The following is a 23163-nucleotide window of genomic DNA, read 5'->3' as shown; positions in this document are numbered from 1 at the left end:
CAGGGGGGAGCGAGCGGTTGTCGGTCCCGCGTTCTAGGGTTTTCGCATGGCACGACCCCGGCGCATCGTCCTCGTCCGGCACGGCGAGTCCGATGGCAATGCGGACGACACGGTGTACGAGAGGGAGCCCGACCATGCCTTGGCACTCACCGCCAAAGGGCGTGCGCAGGCAGCGGAGACAGGCGCACGTCTGCGGCAGCTGTTCGCCCAGGAGCGCGTCAGCGTATACGTCTCTCCGTACCGCCGTACACACGAGACGCTGGGATCCTTCGGACTCGATCCGGACCTGGTCCGGGTGCGCGAGGAGCCCAGACTGCGTGAGCAGGACTGGGGCAACTGGCAGGACAGGGACGACGTCCGGCTGCAGAAGGCCTACCGGGATGCGTACGGGCACTTCTTCTACCGCTTCGCGCAGGGCGAGTCCGGTGCCGATGTCTACGACCGGGTGGGCGCGTTCCTCGAGAGCCTCTTCCGCAGCTTCGAAGCGCCGGACCACCCGCCGAACGTCCTGCTCGTCACCCACGGTCTGACGATGCGCCTGTTCTGCATGCGCTGGTTCCACTGGACGGTGGACGAGTTCGAGGCCCTGTCGAATCCGGGGAACGGCGAGGTGCGGATCCTGCAGCTCGGAGCCGACGGCAAGTACACCCTCGACCGGCCCTTCGAGCACTGGCGGACCCCGGAGCCGTACGGGCACACCGGATAAGGTGGGGGAGCGATGATCGCTTACTCCTCTTCCGACCGGCGCCTGGAGCGCTCGCTGGCCTCGCTGCGCGGGCTGGCGGTGGGGGATGCCCTGGGCTCCCGGTTCTTCGTCCCGGCGAACTACGCCCTGCTGCAGCGAAACGAGGTGCCGGAGGGCCCCTGGCGGTGGACCGACGACACCGAGATGGCGTCCTCCGTCCTCGCGGTGCTCGCGGCACACCACCGGATCGACCAGGACGTCCTGGCCCATGCCTTCGCGACCCACCACGACCAGGAGCGGGAGTACGGCGCCTCCGTCGACCGGCTGCTCGGCCGGTTGCGGGACGGCGGGGACTGGCGGGCCCTTGCGGCCACCCAGTTCAAGGGCCAGGGATCGTGGGGGAACGGCGCGGCGATGCGCGTGGCCCCGATCGGCGCCTGGTACGCGGACGACCCCGAGCAGGCCACTCATCAGGCGGAGATCTCCGCCTACCCGACGCATCAGCACCGTGAAGCGGTCGTGGGTGCCATGGCGGTGGCGGCGGCCTCGGCGATCGTTGCGGGCTCCGACCGCCCGCCGGCCCCGGACGCACTGCTCGGCGCTGTGATCGATCTGATTCCGCGCAGCGCGGTCGGCGCCGGGCTCCGCCGCGCACGGGACATGCTCGACTACAGCGACGTGGCGACGGTGGCGGCGGTGCTCGGCTGCGGGCGGCGCACCACCGCGCACGACACCGTGCCGTTCGCCCTCTGGTCGGCCGCGCGGAACCTCGCCGACTTCGAGGCCGCCTTCTGGAGCACCGTCCGGGTCGGCGGGGACATGGACACGACCTGTGCGATCGCCGGCGGGGTGCTCGCGGCGGGTGCTGCCGGGGCGCCGCCGGAGGCATGGGTCGAGCAGACGGAGGCGCTGCCCGACTGGCTTCCCACGGCGGTGGCCTGAGGCGCCCGTCTGGCGGGATGGATGCTTCGGCGCGGTGCCGCGGCACCGCAGTGCCGCCGTACAGACCGCTGCAACGCCGTCGTCCTGCGGCGTCACGGTCGGGCCACAACGAGTCGTAGGAACGCCTTCTCCGGCGCCGCGGCGCTGTCGTGGGGCTACTCTGTGGCGTCACGCCGCCTGTTGATCATGGCGGGCGGGCACAAGAGACGCCGCTCATCGCCGGTCGTGGGGGCGCGGGGCGGTCGGGAGGGGGTCCCGTGTCAGAAGAGAAGCACGATCCGTCCGGAGCGGAGCAGGCCGACGGAGCCGAGCCGTCCGAAGCCGAGAGGTCTCCGGAGGCCGAGGAGCCGTCGGACGCCGGCGAGCGAGCGCCCGCCGCTGAACCGTCCGATGCCGCCCCGCCGGTGGGCGCCCATGCGGGATACGGCGGACGCACGGCCGCCGAGGGCCGGGGAGAGCCCCGGCACGGTGCGCGAGCGGTCGCCCGACGCGCCCCCGGCCACCGGGACAGCTGGTCCCATCCGGCCGAGGCGGGCGGATCGCACCCCACCTGGGCCGACCGAATAGCTGCCGACCCACCCGCGCCCATCCGGACGGCGACGCTCTGGGCCGCGTTCGCCACCGCCGTACTCAGCATGCTGCTGCTCGGCCCGGGAATCGCGCTCAACCTGCTGATCATTGCGGTGCCCGCAGTTCTTGCCGCGCTGTTCGCCGGGCACGCGGCCGGACGGCGTCCGCGACCGCTGACCTGGATCTGGGCAGCCGTCGGCCTCGGGCTCCTCGTCGTCCCGGCACTGCGCGACGCGGGGTGGCCGTCTTTCCTCGCCGTGGCCGCGGCCTTCGGCATGGGATCACTCGCCCTGCACGGCAGTCGTACCTGGCCGGGGGTGATCCTCAACCCGTTCGGCGTGATCGGTGCCTCGGGTTCCGCTGTCGCCTGGGCCTGGACCGGGTTGCGCGAACGCGCGGGAAGCGGACAGGGCCGCGTCGGCCCGGTGCTGCGGGCGGTGGTGGTGAGCGCGGTGCTGCTTGTCGTGTTCGGGGCCCTCTTCGCGAGCGCCGACGAAGCGTTCAGCGACCTGCTCAGTGGGCTCGTCCCGGACGCATCCGTGTCGGACGGGCCGTTGCGGGTACTGCTGTTCGCTCTAGGCGCCCTGCTGGCGCTGGCCGCGGCGCACAGCGCGGGCGCGCCGCTGAGCTGGGACAGCCTCCGGGTGCGGCCCGGCAGGCCGCGCGGCCGGCTCGAGTGGACCCTTCCCCTGGTCGTACTCAATCTGCTCTTCGGTGTCTTCAACGTCATCCAGCTCACCGTCCTGTTCGGCGGTTACGACGCCGCGCTCCGCCAGGGCCTGACCTACGCGGACTACGCCCGACAGGGCTTCTGGCAGCTGCTCGTGGCCACCCTGCTCACCCTCGTCGTGATCGCTCTGGCGTCGCGCTGGGCGCCACGGGCCCGTCGCACGCTGGTCCGTGGTGTCCTCGGCACGCTGTGCGGGATGACGCTGATCGTCGTGGCCTCGGCGCTCCGCCGTCTCGACATGTACGTCGACGCCTACGGGCTCACCCGGCTGCGGATCTCCGTGATGGCCGCGGAGATCTGGTTCGGCGTCGTGATCGTGCTGATCATCGCAGCCGGGATATGGGGAGCGCGGTGGCTGCCCCGCGCCGTCGTGGTGTCGGCTGCGGGCGGCGTCCTCGCCTTCGGTCTCGTATCCCCGGACGCGCTCATCGCGGAGCGCAATGTGCAGCGCTACCGGGACACCGGGTACTTCGACCTGCAGTACGCCAAGGGCCTGTCGGCCGATGCCGTACCGACCTTCAAGTCCCTGCCGGAGCCGCTGCGTTCATGCGCGGTGAGCGGAATCGTCGACGGGCTCGGCGCCGAGCAGAAGCCTTGGTACGCCACGAGCCTCGGGGAGGCGAGGGCGCGCCGTATCGATGCCGAGCTGCCGGCGAAGGCGGATCGTCAGGCATGTGTCGACGTGGCGGTCGACGGGCCGACGGGGTCGGAGCGCGACGCCCACTGAGTGCGGGTGGCCGGCGGGGCACGGGGTGTTCGCCGGCCACCCTCTCAGGGAGTCATCCGCCCGCCGACGGTCCTGCCACCCCGCTCAAGGCCTCCAGATCGCTCTTGCGGACCCTGATCACGAACAGAGCGGTGACCAGGGCGAGTACGGCCATCGCGACGGCCGGCACAAAGGCCGTGCCGATCCCCTCGGCGAGCACACCGCGGCCCCACGAGGAGTCCGCGGGGAACTGGTGGGTCGCGGCGAACTCGGACTTCTGGGCCGGCGTCGCGTTCGCCAGGAAGCCCGGAAGCAGGTCTTCCGCCTCATGGCGACTGGCCGTGCCGAAGACCGTGGTCAGGATCGACAACCCGAGTGAACCTCCCACCTGCTGTGTCGCGTTGAGCAGTCCGGAGGCCGCCCCTGCCTCATGTGTTGCCACTCCGGACACGGCGGTCAGGGTCAGGGTGACGAAGTTGAGGCCCATGCCGAAGCCGAAGATCATCATCGGGCCCAGTACGCCGCCCAGATAGGAGCTGTCCGCGCTGATCGTGGCCTGCCAGGCGAGCCCCACGGCGGCGATGGTGGAACCGGCCACCATGAACGGCTTCGGACCGAACACCGGGAGGAAGCGCTGCGAGAGGCCGGCGCCGACGGCGATGGCCACCGTGACCGGCAGGAACGCGAGTCCCGCCTCGATGGGTGTGTACTGCAGTACGTTCTGCACGAACAGCACGATGAAGAAGAACATGCCGAACATCGCGGCGGACAGGCTGAGCATGATCACATAGGTGCCCGACCGATTGCGGTCGAGGAACATCTTGAGCGGCGTGATGGGTTCCTTCACGCGCCGTTCGATCATCACGAACGCGGTCAGCAGGACGGCTGCCGCGCCGAAGGACCCGATGGTCGGGTCGTCGCGCCAACCCTCCTCCGACGCTCGGATGAATCCGTAGACCAGGGATGCCATCCCCAGTGTGGAGGTAAGGGCGCCGGACAAGTCGAAGCGGCCCGGATGGCGTTCGGACTCGTTGATGTACCGCGGCGCGAGGAAGGCGATCAGCAGACCGATCGGCACATTGACGAAGAGGACCCATCGCCAGTCGAGCCATTCGGTGAGCATGCCGCCCGCGAGCAGTCCGACGGCGCCACCGCCCGCCGACACCGCGGCGAACACACCGAAGGCACGATTCCGCTGTGGCCCCTCGGCGAACGTCGTCGTGATGAGGGCCAGCGAGGTGGGTGAGGCGATGGCGCCGCCGACTCCCTGCAGAGCCCGGGCGACCAGCAACTGCCAGGGCTCCTGGGCGAGTCCGCCGAGCAGCGAGGCGAAGGTGAAGAGCAGCACGCCGGCCATGAAGACCCGGCGGCGTCCGAGGATGTCACCGGCCCGGCCGCCGAGCAGCAGCATTCCGCCGAAGGTGAGTGTGTATGCACTCACGACCCAGGTGAGATCCGTGGTCGAGAAGCTGAGTGCATTCTGGATGTGCGGGAGCGCGATGTTCACAATCGTCACGTCGAGTACGACCATGAGTTGGCAGGCCGCGATGACGGTGAGTGCGATGCCGGGGCGCCCCTCCCGGCGGGCGGCTCCGGGCTTCTGATCCGGCGTTAACTGAGAGGTTGGCACTATGGATCCCCCACAAGTGTGTTAGTGAACGGCAGCGTTCACTGTCGCGCCCACGGTAGTAACTCCCCAACAGTGAACGCAAGCGTTCACTGAAGACGCCGTGTCGTGACTTGCCACACCCGTCCGCTCACGGTCAACGGAGAGTCCCTGATGGTTAGTTCGCGCGGGCAATCCCTCCCCGCTCAGCAGGCCGCCGTCCATGCGTCGAAGGCGTCCGCTTCGACTCCGTCCCGCCGGCGTGGGGCGGTGCTGAAGCGGGCGATCCTCGATGCGGCGCTCCAGCAGCTCAGCGTCGTCGGGTGGAACGCGCTGACGATGGAAGGCGTCGCGGCCCAGGCGCAGACGGGCAAGGCTGCGGTGTACCGGCGCTGGCCCTCCAAGGAGGACCTGGTGGCGGACGCGCTGTGCGCAGGCTTCCCCGAGCTTTCCGAACTGCCGGACAACGGCAGCGTGCGCGAGGACTTGATCGAACTGTGCATCGCGATGCGCGATGTCATGTACTCACCGCCCGGTATCGCGCTCCGCTCCGTCATTCACGAATGCGACGACGAATCGGCGGCACGCTTCAACGCACTGATCCTCGACGGTCTCGTACGGCCGTCCCGGCGACAGATCGGGGAGCTCGTGCAGCGCGGCATCCGGCGCGGTGAGGTGCGCCCCGGTGCGGCCGGCGAACTGGTCGGCGACGTCATCCCCGCGATCATGATGTACCGGGCCAAGATGTACGACAGTGACTGGCAGCCGGCGGAGGTCGTCCGGATGATCGACGAACTGATGGTGCCGCTGCTGGCCATGGAGCCCGGGGGGGCCTGACTCGGGGCTGCGGCGCCGCAACGGCGGCCTGGGCTCCGCGGGCGGCGGGAAGTTCCGATCCGGGGCTGGGTGTCGTCGGGCCCGGGAGGCGGCGTAATCTGAGAACGCCATGCCGTACGAAGCACCCACCCACACCGTCGAGCGCTCACTCCGCGCCACGACCGGGGCCAAGATCATTGCCGGTGTCGACGAGGTGGGGCGCGGGGCGTGGGCCGGCCCGGTCACGGTCTGCGCCGCGGTCACCGGTCTGCGCCGCCCGCCCGAGGGTCTCACCGACTCGAAGCTGCTCACCGTGAAGCGACGCACCGCCCTTGCGGAGTTGCTCACGGACTGGGTCACGTCCTTCGCGCTCGGTCACGCCTCTCCGGAGGAGATCGACGCGCTGGGCATGACCGCTGCGCTGCGGCTGGCGGCCGTGCGTGCCCTCGAAGGTCTCCCGGTACGTCCTGATGCCGTGATCCTCGACGGGAAGCACGACTACCTCGGTGATCCGTGGAAGGTTCGTACCGTGATCAAGGGTGACCAGTCCTGCATCGCGGTGGCGGCGGCCTCGGTGATCGCCAAGGTGCGGCGCGATGCCATGATGGCCGAACTGGGTGCGGACTGCGCGCCCTTCGGCTTCGCGGCCAATGCGGGTTATCCCTCGCCCGTGCACAAGGCGGCCCTCGCCGAGTCCGGTCCCACCGAACACCACCGGCTGTCCTGGTCCTACCTCGACGAGCTGCCTCGGTGGCGGCACCTGAAGAAGAACCGGGTCCCGGCGCCCCGCCCTGCCGCCGTGGAAATCGAGGGGCAGCTCGGCTTCGACTTCTGACATCATTGCCGGTCGCACTCATGTGCCACCCGCCGGTCCGACTCGCACCGGCGTTTGATAGACAACCACCCATGCCTCTCATTCCCGAGGAGCCTCAGATTCCCGAGAGCGCCCAGGGTCCCCGCACGAATGCGGCCGCCGGCCGCAGCGTGCCGACCCCTCGCCCCGTACCCGGACCGCGTCCCGCGGCGGCCCCGCCGCCCGGCCGCCCGGGTCCTGCTCGGCCCAAGCCTCCGACCCAGCGCAGTACGCGCGACTCGGCCAGGCCGGCCCCGGCCGCACCGGCTGCTCCGGCGGCCGCGTCGGCATCCGCTTCACCGCAGATCCAGTTGATCCCGGCCTCTGTCGAAGGGGCCCTTGCCGCAGCCGAGGAAGCGGTCGACCTGCTGCTCGACTCAGGGCGTGCGCCCGGCGACGTACTGGTGGTCACCACCGGTGAGTTGCATCCGTGGGCCGCGCACGAGCGGTCGTTCGGCGACAGTGCCTATTGGGCTCAGCACGACGCGCGCGACGACGTGTTCCACGCCGGTGCCGCGGACCTGGCCCGCGCTTCGGTCCGGCCCGTGGTCGTCGTCGCGTTGAACAACGGCGACGACAGCGCTGCTGCCGAGGCCTTGCCGCTCGCCCTCGGGCGGGCAAGCGCACTGCTGATCGTCTGCGGTGACCCGCAGCGGATCAACTCCGCGCTCGGCGTCGGCGTTTGACACCTCTGCCGCGCGGCCGGTCCTCCGGTCCGTGCGGCAGAGGCGGCGGGCTCGCCGCCGGTCTGTCGTTCGACCGCGCTGTCGGGCTCGTCCGCGCGGCCGTGCTGCGTCCAGGCGTGCCGAGTCCAGTCGTGTTGCGTCCAGCCGCGCTGCCTCCTGACCGGTGGGCCGCCCGTCAACTGGTCGATGTGCGATGCAATCGCTCGTTACATCGCCGTGGCGCGGCGGAAGGGCTCGACGCTCCCGCCGCCCAGCCGGCCCCGTGGCCTGTCGACTTCGGTCAGTGGCTCCCGGTGCTGCGTCGCCCCCGGGGCGGCAGTCGAGCCGTCCGCCCGGGGAAGGCCCCTCTCCGCCTGTGGTCGACGACCGCTGCGGCCCTCGCCCAAGACCCGCCAGCCGGTGCGGGTCAGCGTGATGTACGCGCCACAGCGCAAGCCGTGCAACGTGCAGGCGTCCCGCAGTCCCCACATCCAGGCGCCGTCCTCCTGTGTCCACTGGTCCTCGCCGTCCCTGCAGTAGAGGAGGACGGCTGTACGGACGGGTGTGCGGCGCCGCAGATCGTGCGGGATGACCCGCCGGAGCTGGGACAGCAGGGCGTTTCGGAACACCCAGCCGTCGGACGCAGTGGCCCGCCGGACGAACGACGCGCTCGCCCTGAGCCGTTCCTCCTGGTCGAGCACGGCCACGACCGCTGTCTGCGGCGACGGCAGATGTCGGGCGTGCAGTCCGGTGACCACCTCGCGGGGATCCCGAAGCAGCGGAATTCCGGCAGCGGCCCACTCGGCGGGCTCGAGAGATCTGGCCAGTTGGTTGCTGGAGTCGGTGGGCATCCCGAAGGACGCCGGAGGCCGAGGCCTCGACTGTCCGGCGGACGGAGCGAATCCGAAGGTCACGGTCCTCCCTTCGGCTACGCGCCCACACCTGCGGGCGGGGGTCTGACTGGGGGAACGCACCACGACACAGCCCTGCCGGGCCACGGACGAGCCACGTGGGGAGCGACTTCAATTCTCGCCGCCGTACTCGCCCGCGGCAACGAGCAATTGGCATCGTCGACCGGAATGCGTGGGTGCGCCACCAATATCCCTGCCCACGGGGCGACCTGGCGACGCCCGCCCCGCTCCGCTCACCCCTGAACTGCGAGGACCAAGGGCAACACCCCCTCAGCTCCGCTGCGCAGGAGCAGCCGGGCCGCCACGGCAAGCGTCCAGCCGGTGTCACTCATGTCGTCCACGAGCAGCACTGGTCCGCCGGGCGCCTGTCGAAGCGCCGCGGCCAATTCGTCCGGCACCTCCAGTGCGCCGTCGAGGGCGCGCAACCGCTGGGCGCTGTTGGACCGTGGGACCGGCGCCTCGAGAGCTCCAGGTGCGTACGCGAGCGATCCGAGCAGCGGCATGCGTCCTACGGAAGCGATGTGCGAGGCGAGCGAGTGGACCAGCTGCGGCCGGGCGTGGGAAGGCATGGCGACCACACCGACCGGCCGGGCTGTCGACGGCTCCGCCGTCGCCCAACCCCCGGAGCCCTTGGCCCAGTCGGCGAGCACCTCGACGACTGCCCGCGCCACGTCGTCCGGCACCGGACCGTCAGGGGTCTGGGGCGCCAGCATAGGGCGCAGCCGATTGCCCCAGCCGATGTCGGAGAGCCGCCCGAGGGCCCTGCCCGTACCCGCCTGTTCACCGGCAGGGATGCGCCCCTTCAGAGCGACTCCCACGGCAGCGAGGCCGGTGGGCCACATCTTCCGTGGCTCGAGCTCGACGCCTGCGCGCTCGAGCTCACCGCGGGCGGAGGCCAGTGCCGAGGACCCGACGTCGGCGGTGAACCGGGCGCCCTTGCAGTTGTCGCAGCGGCCGCACGGGACCGCGGCCTCGTCGTCCAGCTGACGGCGCAGGAACTCCATCCGGCAGCCGCCGGTCGTCGCGTAGTCCCGCATGGCCTGTTGCTCGGCCTCGCGCTGGCGGGCAACCCATGCGTAGCGGTCGGCGTCGTAGGTCCACGGCTGTCCGGTGGCGATCCAGCCTCCCTTGACGCGCTTGACGACGCCGTCGACGTCCAGGACCTTGAGCATCGTCTCGAGCCGGGAGCGGCGCAGCTCGACCAGTGGTTCCAGCGCGGGCAGTGACAGCGGTCGGTCGGACTGCGCCAGCACGTCGATCGTGCGGCGGACCTGCTCCTCGGGCGGGAAGGCGACCGATGCGAAATAGCGCCAGATCGCCTCGTCCTCCCGCCCGGGAAGCAGCAGGACGTCCGCGTGCTCCACGCCGCGGCCCGCGCGGCCGACCTGCTGGTAGTACGCGATCGGGGACGACGGTGAACCCAGGTGCACCACGAAACCCAGATCGGGCTTGTCAAAGCCCATGCCGAGGGCGGAGGTGGCGACCAGCGCCTTGACCCGATTCGCCAGGAGATCGTCCTCGGCCTGCTGACGGTCGGCGTTCTCCGTACGGCCGGTGTAGGACTGCACCGGGTGGCCGCGCTGGCGCAGGAAGCTCGTGACCTCCTCCGCCGCTGCCACCGTCAGGGTGTAGATGATCCCGGACCCCGGCAGATCCTCCAGGTGCTCGCCGAGCCAGGCCAGCCGGTGTGCCGCGTCCGGGAGTTGCAGCACGGACAGGCTGAGGCTCTCCCGGTCGAGCGGCCCGCGCAGCACCAGGGCGTCGGTGCCCTGCCCCGTGCCCAACTGCTCCGCGACGTCGGCGGTGACCCGGGCGTTGGCGGTGGCCGTCGTCGCCAGGACCGGTACGTCCGGCGGGAGGTCCGTGAGCATGGTGCGCAAGCGCCGGTAGTCGGGCCGGAAGTCATGGCCCCAGTCGGAGATGCAGTGCGCTTCGTCGACGACGAGCAGTCCTGTGGCGGCGGCCAGCTTGGGGAGCACCTCGTCGCGGAAATCCGGATTGTTGAGCCGCTCGGGGCTCACCAGCAGCACGTCGACCTCGCCGGCGGCGACTTCCGTCTGAACCGTGTCCCATTCCTCGGTGTTCGACGAATTGATCGTGCGGGCGTGGATGCCTGCTCTGGCTGCCGCCTCCACCTGATTGCGCATCAGGGCGAGGAGAGGGGACACGATCACCGTCGGTCCGGCGCCTCGCTCTCGCAGCAGCGCCGTCGCCACGAAGTACACCGCCGACTTGCCCCAGCCGGTGCGCTGCACGACCAGGGCTCGGCGCTTGTCGGCGACCAGGGCTTCGATCGCACGCCACTGGTCCTCGCGCAGTGCGGCGCTGCCGGTCGGGTCACCGACCAGCCGGGCCAGTACGGAGTCGGCGGCCGTGCGGAGTGCTTCGTTGCTCATGCGTCCATGCAACCCGATGGGTCGGACATCCGGCCAATGCGCTTCCGAATCTGTGGACAAGTCTGGGCATGGTCATGTCTGGGGTTATCCACAGGCATAAGCGGAATTTTCTGTTTCGGGAGAAGGTCGCCGCATGACGCATCACAACGAAGCAGCCGACTCTTCCGGCAACCACCCGATCGTTCTGCGCGGCCCGGCCGAACTGGCGGACGCGCTCCCCTACTTGATGGGATTCCATCCGGACGAGAGCGTCGTGCTCGCGGCCACGCACGGGGACGAAGGCGCACTCGGAGCCCGTGTGCGCCTTGGTCTCCCGGATTCTGCGGACGACTGGCCGGAAACGGCTGAGCAACTGGCGAACTGCCTGATCAAGAGCAGCATGCGACGCGGATCCAAGCCGGACGCCATGGTCGTGTACCTGTGCCGTGAGCCGAGTGACGGCCAGACGGGACGGCAGGTGATGGAGCATCTGCGGCCTCTCGCGGACGCGCTCGGCCACGCCTGCCGGGCCGCCGGAGTGCCGGTGCGCGAGTCGCTCTGCCTCTCGGACGGACGGTACTGGTCGTACCTCTGCCCGGACCCCCGCTGCTGCGTGCCCGAGGGCACGCCGCTGAGCGTGGCGGGGACCTCGGTCATCGCCGCGGCGGCGGCCTATGCCGGCCTCCAAGTGCGCGGCTCCATCCGGGAGATGGAAAGCAGGTACGCACCGATCGAAGGCTCTGCCGCCCAAGCGCAGGAGCAGGCGCTGGACGCCGCGGGACGCATGCTTGTGCCCCAGATTCTGGACGAGGACATCCGTCCGCGGATCGCGGAGGAGACATTGTCGGCACTCAGCAGGGCGCTGGAGCGCTTTCGGATCACAGCGCCGGCCGCGGGCCGAGTGATGGCCGACATCGGCGACGACACCCTGCTCAGCGACCGACAGGCCGCGACACTGATCATCGGGCTCCAGGACCGTACGACCCGGGACCGGGCCGCGGAGTGGATGGAGGGCCAGGACGGAAAGGCGGCGCTGCGCCTTTGGCGCTCCCTTGCCCGACGCTGTGCAGGGGCATACGCGGAGCACGCGACGGCTCCGCTGACTCTGGCCGGCTGGGTCGCCTGGTCATTGGGGGACGAGATCGAGGCCCGCGCCGTTCTGTGCATGGCGCTGCGGCTCGCCCCGGACTACACGTTCGCCCGTCTGCTGCACCACGCGATCATGGAAGGGCTCGATCCCGAGGCGGTGCGGAAGTGCCTCCGGGAGAGCCGCCGGGGCACTGCGCCGCAGGGCGAAGCACCTGGAGCGACTGCCGTCGCGGGCGCCGACACGAGCCAGGAGACAGACAGCGGTGCGGCCGATCTGTGCGTGCAACGGGGGGCTGGTGAGGAGCAGCGCAGCACTGCACCTTCCGTTCGGCAGGAGCCGAGCTCGGCTCCTGTGCCGAAGCCGCTCATTCCGAGGCAGCGACGGTCCACTTCTCACCGCACCGCGAGCGGAGCGTGGGGTGGGGACCGGACACGCCGCCCGCGGACGGCACGCGGCGATGTGCGCTCGCCCGGCTCCAAGGGTCCGGGCAGGCCAGTCGGACGTGACCGTCGTTCGGGTACACCGGGCTCGCGGGGTAGGCGATGAGCCTCTGGGTCCCGGCTCGTTGGCTCGGACGGTGGCACCGCAGGCGGAGGAATAGAGCTTCCGTTCCCAGCGCCACGGCCGGTCGATCCGTGGCGGCCGACACCGGAGATGCCCTGCCAGCGGCCGGTGTGCGGTACGTAGCGCGCCGTGGTCGCGGGACGCAGCGGCCGAGCCGTGCCTGCCGGGACGTGGGAGGCACTCACCGCCCGCACCGCACTCACCGCCGGGTGGTTCGCGGAAGTCGGTGGCTTCGGCGCGACCGCCTGCCGGAGTCCGGGTACGGAGAGAGGTCCCCACGGAGTACCGAGGTCGGAGTTGTCGATGCGGAGGCACGAGTGAGACAACAGGCGCCAGCGAGGGCGGACTTGAGACGAGGCGTCGCTCCGTCAACCGGACCGGCGGCGCCACGAACACGACACGAAGGGCGTGTCCATGCGCCGGTGCCGCCGCGAGAGTTCGACGCACGACCTGCGGAAACCCGGGCGGTGCGCACCCGGAGTCGGCGCGAGCACCACGTGCACCGTCCGTCCGCCGCGCCATCGGCCTCCGTGACAGGCAGGAAGCGCCGCGCCGGCTCCCCTCGGAAGCCCGCTTCGCCCCGGTTCGACGTGCCGGCCATGCACGATGCCCTGATCGGCGTCGCCCTGCCCCGCCTCTTCATCGGGGCAGGGCACGGTCAGATCGACGGCGCCGGCCTCGATGGTTTCTACGGACATGGCAGACGGCTGCTCTCCCGCTGCCACTTGCGGGTGGCGGGGCGCGAGCCGACGCCGCTCCGGGCCGGGATGGTGCGGGCCGACCGGGCCGCGTTCTTCGGCCTGGTCAATGTTCCGGACGACCCCGACCCGATCTTGACAGTGGAGCGCACCAGGGTGGCGTCCGGGAGAGAGCGGATCGCTCTGCGCAGCACAGCGCAACGAACCCTCCGCGTGCCGGTGGAGCTCTCGTTGAGTACGGACCTGGCGGACATCGAAGCGCTCGCGGAGGGCATCGGAGGCGAGAGCGTGCCGGCTGCGGTGTGTGCTTCAGGACTGCGTTGGTCATCCCGCGACGGGGACGCGGTGGTAGAGGCCGACCCACGGCCGCACGACGTATTGGCCAGGGCCGGACTCTTGCACTGGGACCTCGAACTGCGTCCGGGCGAGGACTTCGTGATCGACCTGAGAGTGCGGCGCTACGCAGACAGCCGCGCACTGACGGGTCGGTCCGATGCAGCGGGTCTCACAAGTGCCGTGTCCGTGGCACATACTGCGCAAGGCTCAGGCCCAGTCCGCCGTGCCGGACGGTCGAGTCGGCAGACCTCTGCAGCACCTGGAGGCCCGCTCGTACGGGAGCGGACGGGCCGAGCGATCGTCCCGGTTGTCACGCGGCCGGGACCGCGGAGACTCCTCTCGGGCGCCGAGGCGATCTGCAGCGACCCGCGAGCATCCCGCATGCTGCGGACCTGCCTGCAGGACCTGCGGGGACTGCTGGTTCCTGACCTCGAGCACGCGGGGGAGACGTATCTGGCCGCCGGAGTCCCGTGGCGTTGCGGCCTCTCACCGGGTGTGGCGGCATCCGCAGCACGGATGTGCCTGCCGCTGGGGACGGAGCTTGCAGTCGGTACGTTACGGACGTTGGCCAGAGCTCAACATCGGGGCTCGGGGCGGCAGTCCGGGCTGGTGCTCGCACCGCGGACGGATCCGGCGTCGGGTATGCGACTGCGGGCGACGGCGCACGAGCTCGAGGCCACGCTGCTATTCCCCGTGCTTCTCGCGGAGGCCCGCCGCTGGGGACTGGCGGATCGCGACGCGGCACCGCTCGTCCCGGCCGCGGAACGATGCCTCGACTGGTTGCGACGAGCCGTGGGCGACGGCCTCTACGTCCCCGACCCAGGTCCGCGCGTGCTGTTCCGCGCCGCGACACAGGCGCACGCACACCGGGCTGCGCTCCTGGGCGCCGACCTCCTCGATGCCTACGGTCGACCGGGCGCCGAGTCCTGGCGGCAGTGGGCCCGACAGTTGCGCAGTTCGTTTCGCCTGGACTTCTGGGCCGCGGGCCGCGACGGAGGACGGCCCGTCACGTGTCTGACCGAGGACGGTCGGCGCAGCGTCTCGCTGAACAGCACGACGGCGCATCTTCTGGACCCCGGTCTGTCCGCGGCGGGCGAGTTCGCGCCCGGCCTCCTGGACGAGGCACAGACCGTCAGGCTGGCGCAGTTGATCAGCGGGCCCGTCATGAATTCGGGGTGGGGGATCCGCAGCCTCGGAGCGACGGAGCGCGGCTTCAGTCCGCTCGGCCGCCGCACCGGCGCGGTGCACCTGCACGACACGGCAGTGGCGGCCGCAGGGCTGGCGGCCGTCGGTCGGGACGCGGATGTTGCCGCGCTGATCGAGGGCACCTTGCGTGTCGCCGACGCCTTCGGCCACCGGCTGCCCGACATCGTCGGTGGATATCAGCGCGTACGCCGCAGCGCCCCCGTGCCGCATCCGGCAGCGTGCAGACCGGCTGCCACGGCTGCCGCCGGGGCGCTACACATACTGACCGCCCTGATCGGGGTCCGGCCGGACGCCCCGGCCGGCACGGTGACCCTGCGGCCTCTGCGCAGCACTCCTCTGGGCGACCTGACCCTGACGGGACTCGTGTTTGCCGGCGGTGCGTTCACGGCACGAGTCAACGCTCAAGGGCTGGCCATGGTGGAGGAGGTGGAGCCCGGGATGCGCCTGCGGACCTGATCGGCGGGCGTCGATCTTCCTGCCGAAGGGACTGTTTATCGTCAGGCAGACGACTATGATCGCGGCATGTCGCCCTACGACCCGTCGGCCTTTCCGCCCTTCGCCGTCACCGTCGACCTGGTGGTGCTGACCGTTCGCCGGCACGAGCTGTGTGCACTGGCCGTACGCAGGGGGGAGCCGCCGTTCCAGGGGCGCTGGGCGCTGCCCGGCGGTTTCGTCCGGGACGACGAGGACCTGGCTGCCGCGGCGGCGCGCGAGCTCGTGGAGGAGACGGGCCTGCAGGTCCACGACACCGACGCCTCGGTGCCCTCGGCGGGCAACGACGCCCACCTTGAGCAACTCGCCACCTACGGTGATCCGAAACGCGACCCCCGGATGCGCGTGGTCAGCGTCGCGCACCTGGCGCTCGCTCCCGACCTGCCGGCACCGACGGCAGGTGGCGACGCGCACAGTGCCCGCTGGGCAGCGGTGGAGACCTTCCTCGGGCAGACGGGGGACGGTGCGGGCGCTCTTGCCTTCGATCACGGTCAGATCCTCGCCGACGGCGTGGAGCGGGCACGTTCCAAGATCGAATACTCCTCGCTCGCCACGGCGTTCTGCCCCTCGGAGTTCACGGTGGGGGAGCTGCGCCGGGTCTACGAGGCGGTGTGGGGCGTAGTACTGGACCCGCGCAACTTCCACCGCAAGGTCACGGGCACTCCGGGTTTCCTGGTGCCCACCGGAGGGACGACCACTCGCCAAGGCGGGCGGCCGGCACAGCTGTTCCGAGCCGGCGGGGCCACGCTCCTCAACCCGCCGATGCTGCGTCCCGAAGTGTGAGCGCGGCGGCCACACCCGCTGCCCGGCCCCTGCCCGAATTGCCGGAAACATCGCGTTATCTTGCTGGAGTACCTACGGGATTCCCTACGTCCCGCGAGAGAAGCGATGATTCAGGCCACTGGACTGACCACTCACACCCGACAGGGCAAGCCGCCCACCGTCGACGACGTCTCCTTCGAGGCGCGGGCCGGCCGTGTGACGGCGCTGCTCGGTGCCGCGGGGTCGGGCACCGGGGTTGCGCTGCGGCTCATGCTCGAGCTGCAACCCGGCCGAGGCGTCACGTACTTCAGAGGGCGTCCGCTGCACCGCATCGCGCATCCGTCGCGCGAGGTGGGTGTGCTGCTGGGGCAGGTGCCGGGGCATCCCGGACGCTCCGTCAGAGGGCAACTGCGCATGCTGTGCGCGGCCGTGGGTGTGCCGGCACTCAGGGCGGACGACGTGCTCGAGGCCACGGGGTTGGTCAGCCTGCGCGACGAGCGGCTCGGCACCCTCTCCCGTGGTCTTGACCGTCGTCTCGGGCTGGCCTGCGCCTTGTTGGGCGATCCGCACACGCTGGTGCTCGACTCGCCCGCGGACGGACTGGCGCCGCGCGAAGCGGCTTGGCTGCACGGTGTGTTGCGGGCTTACGCGGGACAGGGCGGGACGGTGCTGTTCACGACGGCCGACGCCAAGGAGGCGGCTCGGGTCGCGGACCACGTCGTGACGTTGGAGCGCGGCAGGATCGTCGGTGACCAGGCCGTCGAGGACTTCGCCCGCACCAGACTCCGACCGAGGGTCGCGGTGGCTTCGCCGTATGCGGCACGGCTTGCCGCGCTCCTCGCCAAGGAGGCACGGATCGGGCGTCGTTCGGTGGAGGTCGCGCGGGAGGGGGGCAATCACCTGTCGGTGTACGGGAGCAGTTGTGCGGCTGTCGGCGATGTGGCGTTCAGGCACGGCGTGCTGATCCATCGACTCGCCGACGAGACAGGTGACTCGGGCCCACCGGCGTTGCCGGAGCCTCCCGCGGAGAGCCACGCGACCGGCAGCGGTACGGACGCCAGCGACGGCGGTCCCGACAGCGACACCGCGGTACTTCCCGCATCGCAGTCGGCCGCGGACGAATCCGCGGGCACCGACGCCGAGTCGACGCCACCCACTGAACCCCGTGCCGTCGCGCGGCCCGTCACCCAGGAGCAAGGGCTCTCGCCACTCCCTCCGCCCATCTCCGTACGGTCGTCGAGGGCGCCCCTGCGTCCCCTGCGATACGAGGTGCGACGGCTGACGGGGGTGCGTACCGGGCTCCTGGTGGCCTTGTCGGCGCTGGTGGTGTCGGTTCTGACGGCGGTCGTCCTGGCGAGGACCGGCCATACTCCGTTGCCTCGGCTGCTGGCGGCCTGGCACTTCGAGATGCCGCTGCCGCCCGCCGCTCTGGGCGCGGGCCTGTTGGGCGCCCTGTCCTTCGGCGACGAGTTCCGGCATCCCGCACTGGCCGTGGACCGGGGGACCGTGCCGCGCAGGATCGGCCTGCTGCTGGCCAAGCTCCTCGTCTCCGCGGTCACGGCCGTGATCCTCGCGGCGGTCACGCTCGTCACGGACCGAGCGGTCCTCCAGCTCGTCTATGGCGACCAGATGACGGTCCTGCCCGACAACTGGCCCTCCCTGCTGACCGGTTGGATCGCCCTCGCAGTCGGATGTGCCTGGGCAGGGGTGCTGGCGGCAGGAGTGTTCCGGTCGACCGCAGCAGGATTGGCGGCTGTGCTCGCCGTTCCGGTCGCCCTGGTGCCGGCCGTGCAGAAGCTGCTCGCCGGTCCCGCCGTACATTCCGCCGCCGGCCTCCCGGAGCGACTGCGGGAGCTCGCCCTGGTGCCCTGGCCCGCGGGTGGAAATCACTACGTGGCCGCTGTCGTGCGAATGCTGACTCAACCGGTGGGCGGGGCGCTCCTCTTCAGCCTGTGCGCCCTCCTCGTCGCCTACGTTCTGACCGCGCTGAGGCCGCGACCGCGGGCTCGTCAGTAAGCGGTGCCGACGGTCCGTCGGCGGGGTCGATGCGCGGGTGTCGACCGAGGCCTGCCGCCCAGCGACGGAACCACATTCCCCGGGCCGTGAACGGAACTTGGCTCGAGCGAATCTCAACTTCCGATTACCGTGGACAGTTGCCTGAAAAAATGTCGGATTCGTCACGATAAGGCGTCAATTGCGGCAAGGTAAGCGATCACCCTTTCGTGTGCTTTTCACCAAAGACCTCAAGGGGGTTGGAGGCGGCGCCGACAAATGATCCGTGAGTACCCTTGCGCACACCATGATGACCACCGCCCGTTCCGCCGACTCAGGGCTCGCCGGCCCGGGCGAACTCGACCGCTATCCCTATGCAGAACCGTCCGCGGCGGGACGCGTCTCGGCGCCCTCCTGGGAGGGGGCGGAGTCCGATCTGGGACGGGTCGGCCGACGCCCGGCAGGCAGTCGCGGCCGCGGACTGCACGGCCAACTCGTCCAGCAGCTGGGGCAGATGATCGTCTCGGGCGACCTCGGGGCGGACCGTCCGCTCGTCCCCGAAGAGATCGGCCAGCGATTCGAGGTGTCCCGGACGGTGGTCCGGGAATCCCTCCGCGTCCTCGAGGCCAAGGGCCTGGTCAGCGCCCGGCCCAATGTGGGCACCCGGGTTCGCCCGGTCAGCGACTGGAATCTGCTCGATCCCGACATCATCGAATGGCGCGCCTTCGGCCCGCAGCGCGACGACCAGCGACGCGAGCTCAGCGAACTGCGCTGGACGATCGAGCCGCTGGCCGCGCGCCTCGCCGCGGGCCATGGCCGCGAGGACGTCCAGCAGCGCCTCGCCGACATGGTCGACATCATGGGCAGGTCGCTGGACGCCGGTGACGCGATCACGTTCTCCCGAGCGGACGCGGAGTTCCACTCGCTGCTGATCCAGGTCGCCGGCAATCGCATGATGGAGCACCTGTCCGGCATCGTCTCCGCCGCCCTCCACGTCTCCGGCGGTCCGGTCACGGGCTGTGACCGCCCGACGGACTCCTCGCTCGCCCACCACGGCCGCATCGTGGACGCTCTCGCATCGGGCGACGGTGCTTCGGCCGAAGGGGCGATGCGGCAACTGCTCACCGCGCTCCCGGATGTCGACCGCGTGGTGCCTGGGCCGCGCGAAGTGCCCGCGCCGCGCGAGCACTGACCTCCGAGACGCGTCCCTCTGTCGGTGCCCGTGCCGTACCGGACTCCGTGCCGAGTCGCCGGTTCCTCCTCGGACCCGGCGACTCGCGTATGGGGGCCAGCTGTTCGTAAATGTCGAGCACTGACCGTTTTAAGCGGTTACGAGGTGTGACTCGGGCCACGCGTATTGGGCGTAACGCTCTTCGAGATAGCGCGATGACCTAAGAGGCGACAGTCGAGGAGGGAATACAGCAGCCGTTCACGGCGCTGTGCAGCTCTGACGCCCCGCCCGTGCCGTCGGCCATCCCCAGTCGGCGGTCATCGGTTCCGGTTCCATGAGGACGGGGCCGGAAGCCGTTTCCATCGTTCCGAGAGGTTGTTCGTGTCGGCCAGCACATCCCGTACGCTCCCGCCGGAGATCGCCGAATCCGAGTCTGTCCTGGCGCTCATCGAGCGGGGAAAGGCCGAGGGGCAGATCGCCGGCGACGACGTGCGTCGAGCCTTCGAAGCTGACCAGATTCCGGCCACTCAGTGGAAGAACGTTCTGCGCAGCCTCAACCAGATCCTCGAGGAAGAGGGTGTGACTCTGATGGTCAGTGCCGCGGAGTCGCCGAAGCGCCCCCGTAAGAGCGTCGCAGCGAAGAGTCCGGCGAAGCGCACCGCCACCAAGACCGTCGCCGCCAAGACGGCCACGGCGAAGAAGGCGACCGCCACCGCGCCCGCGACCGCATCCGACGCCCCGGTCGAGGAGACCGAGGCGGCCGCTCCGGCGAAGAAGGCCGCCGCCAAGAAGGCCCCGGCCAAGAAGGCGACGGCGAAGAAGACCGTCGCGAAGAAGACCGCGGCCAAGAAGACCGCGGGCAAGAAGGATCTCGACGAGCTCGTCGAGGGCGACGAGGCCGTCGAGGAGACGGCAGCCGCGCCGGCCAAGCCCGGTGAGGAAGAGAGCGAGGAGACCGGCGAGGCCAAGGGTTTCGTCCTCTCCGACGACGACGAGGACGACGCGCCGGCGCAGCAGGTCGCGGTCGCCGGAGCCACCGCCGACCCGGTCAAGGACTACCTGAAGCAGATCGGCAAGGTCCCGCTGCTCAACGCGGAGCAGGAGGTCGAGCTCGCCAAGCGCATCGAGGCCGGCCTCTTCGCCGAGGACAAGCTGGCGAACTCGGACAAGCTGGCTCCCAAGCTCAAGCGCGAGCTGGAGATCATCGCCGAGGACGGCCGCCGCGCCAAGAACCACCTACTCGAGGCCAACCTCCGCCTCGTCGTCTCCCTGGCCAAGCGGTACACGGGCCGCGGCATGCTCTTCCTGGACCTGATCCAGGAGGGGAACCTGGGCCTGATCCGCGCAGTCGAGAAGTTCGACTACACCAAGGGCTACAAGTTCTCGACGTACGCGACCTGGTGGATCCGGCAGGCGATCACGCGCGCGATGGCCGACCAGGCCCGCACCATCCGCATCCCGGTGCACATGGTCGAGGTCATCAACAAGCTCGCGCGTGTGCAGCGGCAGATGCTCCAGGACCTGGGCCGCGAGCCCACGCCCGAGGAGCTCGCCAAGGAACTCGACATGACTCCCGAGAAGGTCATCGAGGTCCAGAAGTACGGCCGTGAGCCGATCTCCCTGCACACTCCGCTGGGCGAGGACGGCGACAGCGAGTTCGGTGACCTCATCGAGGACTCCGAGGCGGTCGTTCCGGCCGACGCGGTCAGCTTCACCCTCCTTCAGGAGCAGCTGCACTCGGTGCTCGACACCCTCTCGGAGCGCGAGGCCGGCGTCGTCTCCATGCGCTTCGGTCTGACCGACGGCCAGCCGAAGACGCTCGACGAGATCGGCAAGGTCTACGGCGTGACGCGTGAGCGCATCCGCCAGATCGAGTCGAAGACGATGTCGAAGCTGCGCCACCCGTCCCGCTCCCAGGTCCTGCGCGACTACCTGGACTAGACGGCAGCCACCCGGCCGCGCACACCGGCCGGACACACCATCAGGTGACGATCGGTCACCCGCCGCGCCACAGGGCCCGGACTCCTCCTCGGGAGTCCGGGCCCTGCGCTGTGCGCGCATGCGCGCCCGCCTGCCCTCGACGACGCTGAGTGTGCCTTTACAACCCAGTGTGAGGAGAGCGCATGCGTCGCCGTCCCTTCGCAGGTACGGAGTCGAGTACGCCAATGAGTACGCCACCGGGGTCGTGGCCGGGGACGCTGGGCCTGCTCGCGACGGTCACAGCAGTCATCGCCCCGCTGGTGGCACCGTCCCCCGCCGCGGCGGACAGCGTGATCGTCGGTGGGCGGCCGGTCCAGATCGCGGATCATCCCTGGACCGTCGCGGTTGCCAGCCGTGACCGGTTCGGAGGTACGCGGTCCGGCCAGTTCTGCGGTGGGGCGGTGATCGGGACGCGCACCGTACTCACCGCGGCGCACTGCATGGGGCAGGACGTACTGGGCGTACCGCACGGTGAGGTGCGGGACCTACGGGTGATCTCCGGGCGCGCCGACCTCCGCAAGAAGGACGGACGGGAGCTGCCCGTACGTGACGTCTGGATCGATCCCGAGTACGACTCGTACACCAATGCCGGTGACGTGGCCGTGCTCACGCTGGACGCGGATCTGCCGCGGTCCGCGGCGGTTCCTCTGGCGGAGAAGGCCGAGGACGAGGCGTACCGGGCGGGTACACCGGCGGACGTTCTCGGCTGGGGGGACACCAGCGGAGCGGGCGACTACGCGTCGCTGCTGCGGGCCGCCAGCGTGAAGGTGCTGCCGGACAGGTCCTGCGAAGAGGCGTACCCGGGCACGGCGGACGGCACGTATGAGAAGACGTCGATGCTCTGCGCGGGTGAGGAGGAGGGTGGCCGGGACGCCTGCCAGGGCGACAGCGGCGGACCGCTGGTGGCACGCGGGCGGCTCATCGGCCTGGTCTCGTGGGGCAGTGGCTGCGGGAAGGCGGGGAGTCCCGGCGTGTACACGCGGATCTCCGACGTGGTGCGCCGGAATCCTGAGACGGCCCGCGGCACCAGCCCGTCCTCCACGCGGGAAGACGACGGCGGGCTCGGCGAACCGGGCGACGGGAGGGAAGACGATCCAGCCGGGAACGACGGCTCCGCGACCCCGCCCGACGACGGTCCGCAGGAATCGGGCTCGCCTCGTCCGCCCGCCGAGGAACCGCCGGGTGAGCCTGAGGCTGCTCGGGAGTCGCCGCCCCCTGGGGGCCCGCAGGACGAAGGCTCGCCGGAGCGGCCGTCCCGCGAGCGGGAAACGAGCCGGCCCACGGAACACCGGCTGTCGCCGGCCCCGGAAGATCCGTCACCGGCAGCGACGGAGGCGGTCCAGCAGGAGCAGCAGGGAAGTCGCCCGCAGGCGGACGGCGGCGACGCGTCGCCCGGCGCAGCCGCTCAGGACGGCACGGGTCGGAGCAGCGACGGCGCTGCAGCCGGGTCGGGTGCTGCGGAGCGTGCGGAGGCGCCACGGGCCGGGGCGCCGGTGGCAGGCCGTGCTGGGGTCGGCAGGCGCTGACCGGTCCGACCGGCGACAAGCAGGCATGAGAACGGGCGGTGGCTCCTGGTGGATCCAGGGACACCGCCCGTTGACCGGCCTGGCCGGTCCGAGCTCGTCGTGGTGCGAGGCGTCAGCGATCCTCGTCGTTTGCAGGCACGGCCGTGAGCCGCTCTGTCTCGTCCTGTATCTCAGCGGCGATCTTCTTGAGTTCCGGCTCGAACTTGCGGCCGTGGTGGGCGCAGAAGAGCAGTTCACCGCCGCTCAACAGGACGACGCGCAGGTATGCCTGGGCGCCGCAGCGGTCGCACCGGTCTGCGGCCGTCAGCGGGGTCGCGGGGGTCAGAACAGTAGTCACGTCGCCTCTTCTCTAGCTCGACGAGCTGTCGTACCAGGGTCAACATCCAACCAGCCCCAAAACGTTCCCGCTCGTGGCATTCCCTCGAAAATTCTTTCCGAGGCGGCTGTCTGCTGCCGGTTGGCGGCGAATGTGCCGTATTACGTGGCT

At 70.5% G+C, this 23163-nt stretch carries 16 protein-coding genes and 2 pseudogenes; 14 read left to right on the top strand and 4 right to left on the bottom strand.

What is annotated here, in order from left to right; translation table 11 throughout:
* Positions 1-46 precede the first annotated feature (46 nt).
* The 3 genes from DY218_RS22525 (at position 47) to DY218_RS22515 (ending at position 3654) form a co-directional block, all read left to right on the top strand.
* A complete protein-coding gene (locus DY218_RS22525) occupies positions 47-706 on the top strand; it encodes a histidine phosphatase family protein (protein WP_128557941.1) in 660 nt (219 codons plus the stop codon).
* 12 nt (positions 707-718) lie between these two features.
* A complete protein-coding gene (locus DY218_RS22520; RefSeq protein ID WP_128557940.1) occupies positions 719-1627 on the top strand; it encodes an ADP-ribosylglycohydrolase family protein in 909 nt (302 codons plus the stop codon).
* 257 nt (positions 1628-1884) lie between these two features.
* Positions 1885-3654 carry a DUF4153 domain-containing protein gene (locus DY218_RS22515; protein ID WP_407703672.1) on the top strand — a complete coding sequence of 590 codons (1770 nt, stop codon included), beginning with the start codon at positions 1885-1887 and terminating at the stop codon, positions 3652-3654.
* Between the two features lie 52 nt (positions 3655-3706).
* Here DY218_RS22515 and DY218_RS22510 read toward each other — a convergent pair whose 3' ends face one another.
* Complete coding sequence (locus DY218_RS22510) at positions 3707-5263, bottom strand: MFS transporter (protein ID WP_128557939.1); 1557 nt, start codon at positions 5261-5263, stop codon at positions 3707-3709.
* A gap of 150 nt (positions 5264-5413) precedes the next feature.
* On the opposite strand from DY218_RS22510, the gene DY218_RS22505 reads away from it, so the two are divergent.
* The 3 genes from DY218_RS22505 to DY218_RS22495 all read left to right on the top strand — a co-directional run bounded on the left by DY218_RS22505 (position 5414) and on the right by DY218_RS22495 (position 7594).
* Complete coding sequence (locus DY218_RS22505) at positions 5414-6076, top strand: TetR/AcrR family transcriptional regulator (protein ID WP_128557997.1); 663 nt, start codon at positions 5414-5416, stop codon at positions 6074-6076.
* A gap of 109 nt (positions 6077-6185) precedes the next feature.
* Entirely contained in the window at positions 6186-6890 is a 705-nt protein-coding gene (locus DY218_RS22500; RefSeq protein ID WP_128557938.1) for a ribonuclease HII, read from the top strand.
* Between the two features lie 71 nt (positions 6891-6961).
* Positions 6962-7594, top strand: a complete 633-nt coding sequence (locus DY218_RS22495) for a hypothetical protein (protein ID WP_128557937.1) — start codon at positions 6962-6964, stop codon at positions 7592-7594.
* A 206-nt stretch (positions 7595-7800) separates the two neighbouring features.
* On the opposite strand, the gene DY218_RS22490 is transcribed toward DY218_RS22495, so the two are convergent.
* Both DY218_RS22490 and DY218_RS22485 read right to left on the bottom strand, forming a co-directional pair.
* Positions 7801-8487 carry a hypothetical protein gene (locus DY218_RS22490; protein ID WP_128557936.1) on the bottom strand — a complete coding sequence of 229 codons (687 nt, stop codon included), beginning with the start codon at positions 8485-8487 and terminating at the stop codon, positions 7801-7803.
* A gap of 230 nt (positions 8488-8717) precedes the next feature.
* Complete coding sequence (locus DY218_RS22485) at positions 8718-10880, bottom strand: RecQ family ATP-dependent DNA helicase (RefSeq protein WP_128557935.1); 2163 nt, start codon at positions 10878-10880, stop codon at positions 8718-8720.
* A gap of 133 nt (positions 10881-11013) precedes the next feature.
* On the opposite strand from DY218_RS22485, the gene DY218_RS22480 reads away from it, so the two are divergent.
* From DY218_RS22480 to DY218_RS35350, 8 genes and pseudogenes are all read left to right on the top strand, one after another.
* Entirely contained in the window at positions 11014-12495 is a 1482-nt protein-coding gene (locus DY218_RS22480; protein ID WP_128557934.1) for a DUF4192 domain-containing protein, read from the top strand.
* Positions 12492-13646, top strand: a pseudogene (locus DY218_RS35890) (glycogen debranching N-terminal domain-containing protein); the annotation flags it as partial. The gene DY218_RS22480 and the pseudogene DY218_RS35890, both read left to right, overlap by 4 nt.
* Positions 13647-14111: 465 nt before the next feature.
* The gene (locus DY218_RS35355; protein ID WP_233521801.1) at positions 14112-15209 is read left to right on the top strand and encodes a glucosidase family protein; all 1098 of its coding nucleotides are present in this window, start codon (positions 14112-14114) and stop codon (positions 15207-15209) included.
* A 66-nt stretch (positions 15210-15275) separates the two neighbouring features.
* Complete coding sequence (locus DY218_RS22470; RefSeq protein ID WP_128557932.1) at positions 15276-16028, top strand: NUDIX hydrolase; 753 nt, start codon at positions 15276-15278, stop codon at positions 16026-16028.
* Between the two features lie 105 nt (positions 16029-16133).
* Positions 16134-18023 carry an ATP-binding cassette domain-containing protein gene (locus tag DY218_RS22465; RefSeq protein WP_128557931.1) on the top strand — a complete coding sequence of 630 codons (1890 nt, stop codon included), beginning with the start codon at positions 16134-16136 and terminating at the stop codon, positions 18021-18023.
* Positions 18024-18285: 262 nt separating this feature from the next.
* On the top strand, positions 18286-19191 hold the full coding sequence (locus DY218_RS22460; protein ID WP_128557930.1) for a FadR/GntR family transcriptional regulator: 906 nt from the start codon (positions 18286-18288) through the stop codon (positions 19189-19191).
* Between the two features lie 360 nt (positions 19192-19551).
* Positions 19552-21111: an RNA polymerase sigma factor gene (locus tag DY218_RS22455; RefSeq protein ID WP_267899383.1), complete on the top strand. Its 1560-nt coding sequence runs from the start codon at positions 19552-19554 to the stop codon at positions 21109-21111.
* A gap of 224 nt (positions 21112-21335) precedes the next feature.
* Positions 21336-22151, top strand: a pseudogene (locus DY218_RS35350) (S1 family peptidase); the annotation flags it as partial.
* Positions 22152-22788: 637 nt separating this feature from the next.
* Here DY218_RS35350 and DY218_RS22445 read toward each other — a convergent pair.
* Positions 22789-23013 (bottom strand): DUF7455 domain-containing protein, encoded by a 225-nt coding sequence (locus DY218_RS22445; protein WP_128557927.1) that lies wholly within the window; start codon positions 23011-23013, stop codon positions 22789-22791.
* Positions 23014-23163: the final 150 nt, after the last annotated feature.

Origin of the sequence: Streptomyces triticagri (assembly GCF_003429565.1) — a bacterium.
In the GTDB taxonomy this organism is placed as follows: Bacteria; Actinomycetota; Actinomycetes; order Streptomycetales; family Streptomycetaceae; genus Streptomyces; species Streptomyces triticagri.
The sequence above is the reverse complement of the archived record's forward strand: the minus strand, read 5'-3'. Positions and strand labels throughout refer to the sequence as shown.